The 6,493-nt window shown below is 74.2% G+C and carries 5 protein-coding genes; all 5 read right to left on the reverse strand.

Translation table 11 applies throughout. The features are described 5' to 3' along the window. Positions 1-214: 214 nt before the first annotated feature. On the reverse strand, positions 215-1,645 hold the full coding sequence (locus tag LLG88_06490; protein ID MCE5246554.1) for an aspartate aminotransferase family protein: 1,431 nt from the start codon (positions 1,643-1,645) through the stop codon (positions 215-217). 547 nt (positions 1,646-2,192) lie between these two features. Next, entirely contained in the window at positions 2,193-3,599 is a 1,407-nt protein-coding gene (locus LLG88_06495; protein MCE5246555.1) for a DUF2846 domain-containing protein, read from the reverse strand. A 95-nt stretch (positions 3,600-3,694) separates the two neighbouring features. Then, a complete protein-coding gene (locus LLG88_06500; GenBank protein MCE5246556.1) occupies positions 3,695-4,090 on the reverse strand; it encodes a hypothetical protein in 396 nt (131 codons plus the stop codon). A 520-nt stretch (positions 4,091-4,610) separates the two neighbouring features. Next, on the reverse strand, positions 4,611-5,147 hold the full coding sequence (locus LLG88_06505; GenBank protein MCE5246557.1) for a GNAT family N-acetyltransferase: 537 nt from the start codon (positions 5,145-5,147) through the stop codon (positions 4,611-4,613). Between the two features lie 93 nt (positions 5,148-5,240). Further along, positions 5,241-6,182, reverse strand: a complete 942-nt coding sequence (locus LLG88_06510; protein ID MCE5246558.1) for a GNAT family N-acetyltransferase — start codon at positions 6,180-6,182, stop codon at positions 5,241-5,243. Positions 6,183-6,493: the final 311 nt, after the last annotated feature.

Below are 6,493 nucleotides of genomic sequence, written 5' to 3' on the forward strand. Positions count from 1 at the left end.
CGGCGTCGGCGCCGGCGCGCGCAGCGAGCGCCGTTGTTGGAGCGCCTTCTCCACCGCGAACTGCCCGTCCGTCTTCGGCGCCGGCAGCGGCGTCGCGGCGGGCGCGGCCGCGAAGGCGAGCGACGCGGCGGCGAGCAAGGCAATCGGCACGACGGCGAACTTCGTCTTCATCGCTTCTCTCCCTCGATCGGCGCGGCCCCGCCGCGCCGCTTCGTCACTGCGCGTCGGCCTCGCGCGCCGCCGCGACGAGCAGCCGCCACACCGCTTCGACGTGCCGCCGCTCGGTCGTTTCGGCGCCGACGCTGACGCGGATCATCTGCTTCCCCTTCAGCGAGGCGGGGTTGACCAAGGCGCCGCCGCCGTCGTTGACGATCCGCGCGACCTCGCGGTTGTGCGCGGCCAGCGCGGCCTCGTCGCCGGCGAGCCGCGTCGGCGCGTGCCGCAGGCAGACCGTCTGCAGCGCGACCGGCGCGAGAATCTCCCAGTCCTCCGCCGCCTCGACCTGTCCGGCGAGCCACCGCGCGTTCTCGAGGTCGCGGCGGATCCGCGCCTGCAGCCCCTCGACGCCGGCGTCCATCAGGAAGAACCAGAGCTTGAGCGCGCGGAAGCGACGCCCCAGCGGCACGTGCCAGTCGCGGAAGTTCTTGACCTCCGCGTCGTGCTCGGTGCGCAGGTAGCTCGGGTTGGTGCTCATCACGCGGATCAGGTGCTGCGGGTCGCGCACGTAGTAGGCGCTGAAGTCGAAGCCGACCCCCATCCACTTGTGCGGGTTGAAGACGAGGCTGTCCGCCTCCTCGATCCCGTTCCACAGCCCGCGGCATTCCGGCAGCACCATCGCCGTGCCGGCCATCGCCGCGTCCACGTGCAGCCACATCCCGTGGTCGCGCGCGATCGCGGCCAGCTCCGGCAGCGGGTCGAACGCGGTCGTCGCCGTCGTGCCGACGCAGCCGACGATCGCGCAGGGACGCCGGCCGGCGGCGACGTCCGCCTCGACCGCCGCGCGGAGCAGGTCGGCGCGGACGGCGTGGGCGTCGTCGGTCTCGATCAGGCGCAGGTGGGCCTTGCCGAAGCCGGCCAGCAGCGCGCCCTTTTCGACCGAGCTGTGCGCCTGGCTGGAGGTGTAGACGACGAGCGGCGGCTCGCCCGACTGCAAGCCCCCGCGGTTCTGCACGAAGCCGGAGCTCCGTTCCCGCGCGCAGAGGAGCGCGCAGAGCGTCGCCGTGCTGGCCGAGTCGTGGACGACGCCGGTGAAGGCGTCGGAGAGGCCGACCATCCCCCGCAGCCAGTCCATCACGACCTCTTCGAGTTCGGTCGCCGCGGGACTGGTCTGCCAGCTCATCCCCTGCACGCCGAGCCCGGCGACGACGATGTCGGCCAGGACGGACGCGTAGCTGGTGTTGCTGGGAAAGTAGGAGAAGAACGCGGGGTGGTTCCAGTGGGTGATCCCGGGCAGCACGTCGCGGTCCAGCGCGGCGATCGCCTCGGGCAGCCGCCCGCCGACCTGCGGCGGCGCCTTCGGGAAGCGGGCCTTGATTTCGCCGGGGGCGACTTGACTCATCACCGGCAGCGACTCCACCCGCTCGCGGTAGGCGGCGACCCAATCGACCAGCTGGTGGCCAAACTCCCGGAACGTTGCGGCGTCCATGGTTTCCTCGCTTCCTGAAGCGCGGCGCCGCGGCGCCGCCGACCGCGAGAGGATAGCGCCACCCGCGCGGCGCGCGTCCGTGGAGTTCTCTCGCCGCCGCCGTGCGAAGTGCATCCCGCGGTTGCGCCCGGGCGGCGCGCGCCGCAAGCGCCGAGAATTGCGTCCGGCGGCGCCGGATCGTTGCGCCCCGCCGGCCCGCGAGGAACGTGCCCGCCGAGTTACGCGGAATTGCTGTTCGTGCTTGACGCGACACCGGCTCCACCGGAGATTTAAAACACTTCCGAGCGGGCGCGCCTCCCCCCCCGAGACCACTCGCGCGACCGTGCGGAATCGAACGCCCCGCCCCGTGCGCCTCCCCCCGGCCCTCGGCGGGGCGTTCCCTTTCTCTCCGGAATTTTCGTGGTCGTCGGCGGCCCCGCGAGGGCGCGCCCCACGCCTCCGCGCCGCGCAGACCAATCCGAAAGACGACGCACCCTCCGCCGCCCCGTGCCGACCGATCAGAAGAACGACGCCCCGCGTTTCCGCCCGGGGGGCGCAGGGGGCCGCGTCACTTCTCCTGTTCGATCTCGTAGACCACGGGGAGCTGCGCCGTGAACCGCGCGCCGCCCTCGAGCGTCCCCGCCAGCGTCGCCACGACCTCCGTGCGGGCGCCGGAGAAGCGGGCGTAGCGCAGGAGGTCCCACTGGGCGAACGTCGCCGTCCAGCCGTCCGCGGAGCGCTTGAGCCCCTTCGCCCGAAGCGGAACCGGTAGCGGCTCTTCGCCGAGGGACGTGATCGCCGCCTCGCGCACCTCGCGGTCCGACTTCAGGCCGACGGCGCACTCGCCGTCCGCGCGGCCGTTGCGCGGCGCGACCACCGGTCCGGCGAGCGCCGCCGCAACGACGACCGGCGCCGTCTCGGCCGCCGCCTCGGCCGGTCCCCGAGCCTGCGGCGCCGCGGCCGCCGGCCGCACCCAGACGTCGTCCCGCGTGATCACGCCGAGCCTCATCCCCGCGGCGAGCCACGGATCCCCGCCTTTGACGAAGAGCCCCGGGATCGCCAGCAGCATGATCGCCGGATCGTTCACGAGCGGCGCCGCGGCCGCCGCGCGTCCCAGGACGCGTCCGCTCGGCGTCTGCCCCTTCACCGTCGCGAGGAGCCCGTAGACCGGAACGTCGTCCCCCGCCGCGCCGCGCAGCCGGGTCGCCTCGACCTCGAGAAATCCGCCGTGCCCGAACGCCTTCGCCCGCAGCGCCTGCGCGACGACGCCCTCGACCGGGCCGCCCGCCGGAAGGACGACGGCGCCGTCCGCGCGGAGCGTCTCGAGCGTGCGCAGGCGCACCGGCGCTCCTTCCTGCACGTGGTGCGTCGTGAGGTTCTCCTGCAGCTCGACCATCAGCAGCGTGCCGGCCGGGATCCGCACGCGTCCTTCGCCGACTCCGCCCGGCCCGGCCGCGACCGCCGCCGGCCCGCCGTAGGCCTTGGCGGCCATTTTCGCCGCGCGCTCGGCGTCGCCCGCGTCGAAGGCGACGTACCGCGCCGCCGCGGCGACCGCCCGCTCGCCGTCGGCCTCGGGGAGCGTCTCGAATCCCTTGAGGTACATGACCTCGGTGTCGGTCAGGCGGACGTAGTAGGTCCGGCCCGCCTGCAGCAGGAAGACGCCCCGCCCGTAGAGGTCGTGCGTGAGGCCCGACGTGGCCCGCGACCAGAAGAGATGCGGCCCCGGCGGCATCTGCGCGAAGGCGTAGGAGTCCCGCTTGAGCACGGCGAGGAGCGTCTTGCCGTCGAAGATCCAGAACCGGTCGTCCGGCTGCGAGTCGCCGCGCAGGAAATAGACGAGCGCGGCGTCGGCCCGCGCCTCGCCGCGCGGCTTCGCGGCGTCGGCCGCGGGCGCCGCGCCCGCCAGAAGAAAGCACTGGAACGCCGCCGTCGCCGCGGCCGCGAAACCCCACGCCGCACGCCCGCTCCTGTTCATGCCGGACCTCCCGCGTCGCGGTCCGGAATGTACGCCGCCGGGAGCGGGGGACGTCGCCGAGCGCCCTCGCGCGGCGGTCCGCCGCGCCGCGCGGCTCAGCCCTTCTCCTGCCAGTCGGGGTCGAGCGGCGCCTTGCAGTCGAGGCAGGCGAAGGCGTTGTCGAACCACAGCAGGCCGCTCTCGATCCGCGCCTCGAAGCGGGTCACCTCCGCGCACGCGGCGCAGAAGAGACGGCCGCACTCGGGGCACCGCGACAAGAGCAGCGCCGGAAGGACGGCGCCGCAGCGATCGCAGGGCAGCGTGCGCGTTCCGGGCGCGAAGCATCCCCCGCGCTGCTGCGCGCGGGCGATCTCGGCGAGGGCGTTCCGTTCCCCGACGCTCATCCGCTCCGGGGTCCCGCCGGGCTGCGCCGGAGGATCCTCGACGGCGGCCGTCCCGCCGCCCCGCTCCTCGGCCTTGCGCCCATGAAACAGCGGCCAGATGTGGTGCATCGATGAATCCCCCCGTTCCCGCACGATCGCCAACGTGCCGAAGAAACCGGCCTCTGCGTGGCCTTCCGAGACTAGCCCGCGCTCGATCGCCAACGTGCCCGAGACGCCGTTCCCGCGGATCGCGCGGCGCCGGCGCGCCCCGCGCCCTCTCCGGAAGAACGCCGGATCCCCCCGGCGGTTCCCGAGAACCTGCGTCCGACTGATCCGCCGCGGTCCGGCGCCTCCCGGACCATCCCCAGCCACGACGGCGCCCAACGAGGCGCCCCCGTCGCGTCGTTCGGTCCCGTCGTGGGTCGCGGCGCCGCTCCGCCGCAAGCCGCCCCGGCGAGCTCTTTGTACCGCAACCGCGCGGCGGCGTCGACGGCCTCGGCGGCTCATATCGTGCCGAAGACGCGTCGCCTCGCCCGGCGCGGCGCCCGCTTTTCATTTTCATCTTCGGGGCCGTCCGGATCGGTTCGCGCGGCCGGCGGGCGCCGAGACGCGTCGCGCCGGTTCCGCCGACCGGACGCGCGCCGAAACCTCAGCGCCGGGCGCCGGGCGCCGCGGCTGCGGGACGATCCAGCCGCCACCGCGTCCGGCCGTCCGCCGCCCCGACCGGCGCGAAGCCGTTCTTCTCCAGCGTGCGGCGCGAGGGTGCGTTGTCCGTCTCCGTTTCGGCCACGACCGCGCGCACGCCGGGCCGCGCGAGCGCCCAGGCGCAGAGCGCGCCCAGCGCCTCGCTCATGAAGCCGCGGTTGCGGAACTCGTCGTACGTGCCGTAGCCGACCTCGACCTCGCCGTCGCCGTTCGGCGGTCCCTTGAAGCACAGGTCGCCCACCGCCCGCCCCGCGTCCCGCTCGACGATCGTCCAGAGCGTCGCGAACGGCGCGTTCGCCGGGTCGGCGAGCATCGCCGGCAGGATGTCGTCGCGGAACGCCTCGACCAGTTCATCGGGGATCGGCCGCGCGCGCGGAACGAGCCCGAGCGACCTCTCCAGCGAACCGTCGGCGCGGAGATAGAGGCCGAGCTGCTCGTAGGTCAGCGGGAACAGCGACAGCCGCGCCGTTTCGAGCCTCATCGTTTGCTCCGTCCTGCGCCCCGTCGGCCCGCGGCCGCGTGTCCCCTGTCCGCGCCGCGGCGATGCGCGTTCTCGCTGTCGCGGCCGTCCCGCTCAGCGCCAGTCGTCGATCACGAACGCGTCGGGGCGGTTGAAACCGACCTTGCCGTCGAGGTGCATCGCGATCCCCTGGACGAACGGCCGCAGGCCGAAGGCGCGCAGCGCGAGGAAGGCGTCGCGCCGCGACGCGCTGCTTCCGGCGACGAGGCGCGCGACGCCGCGGCGGCGCGCCAGCGCCTCGCAGGCGGCGAGCAGGCGGGTCAACGTTTCCGCGCCCTGCGCGCCCGGCGCCGCGGCGCCGAACTTCACGTAGAGAGTTCCCGATCCCGCCTCGCTCTTCGGGCCGACGTGGCAGACGGCCAGCGCCGCGACCCGCGAGCCGTCGAGCAGCAGCACCGTGTCCCCCATCCGCTGCCGCTCGACGGAGAGGATCTCCGTGCGCACGTCGAGCCCCTCGTAGACCGCGTTCGTCAGCGCGCCGCAGGCGTCGAGGCAGGAGGCGCGCTCCGCCTCCGCGACTTCGGAGAAGAGCGCGGCGCCGCCGGCCTCGCCGACCGGCGCGACCGCCTTCTCCATCACCGCCGTCAGCGCGCCGGGCCAGTAGCCGAAGCGCTGGTAGAGCCCGACGTGCAGCGCGCTCTCCGCGAACGTGTAGAGGCCGGCGTGCGTGATCTCGGGCCGCCGCATGAACGCGAGCGTCGGCTCGAGCAGCAGCTTTCCCAGCCCCGCGCCCCAAAGCGCCGGCTCGACGCTGAGCGGACCGAACAGCCCGACCGATCCCCAGCGCGCAAGCCAGTTCGAGCCGACGAATCGCCCGTCGCTCCAGACGGCGAACGCCGCGGCCGGACCGCCGCGCCAGCGGCTCGCGAGGATCTCCGCGTCCCCCGAAAAATCGAGCGGGTTCGGCAGGCGGACGAAGGTCCCGAAGGCGAGCCGGAAGATCCGGTCGGCCTCGGGGAGGTCCCGTTCGGTCAGGGGGCGGACTGCGGCGGTCATCGTGGGCGCCTCCGGGCGGGCGAAGGAAGCCAAGTGTACCGGCATCGCGCGCCGCCGCCCGCGGACCGATATCGCGCCGCGCGGCGTCGCAACATCCGCCGCGCGTCGCCGGTCCGCCGACGGTACCTTCGAGCGGCGGTGTCTTGTTCGCGTCGCGTCACGTCCCTTCGCGACGGCGCGCCCGCCGGCGCCGCCTCGCGTCGTTCGTCGCGCGCGGACCGCGCGTTTCTCTCCGCGGGGATCGACTCCATGCACGGCATCGGTCGGATCGTCCTCGTGCCGGGCTTCATGGGCAGCCGCCTCGCGCGGAC

Source organism: bacterium, from assembly GCA_021372775.1.
Taxonomy (GTDB): Bacteria; Acidobacteriota; Polarisedimenticolia; order J045; family J045; genus JAJFTU01.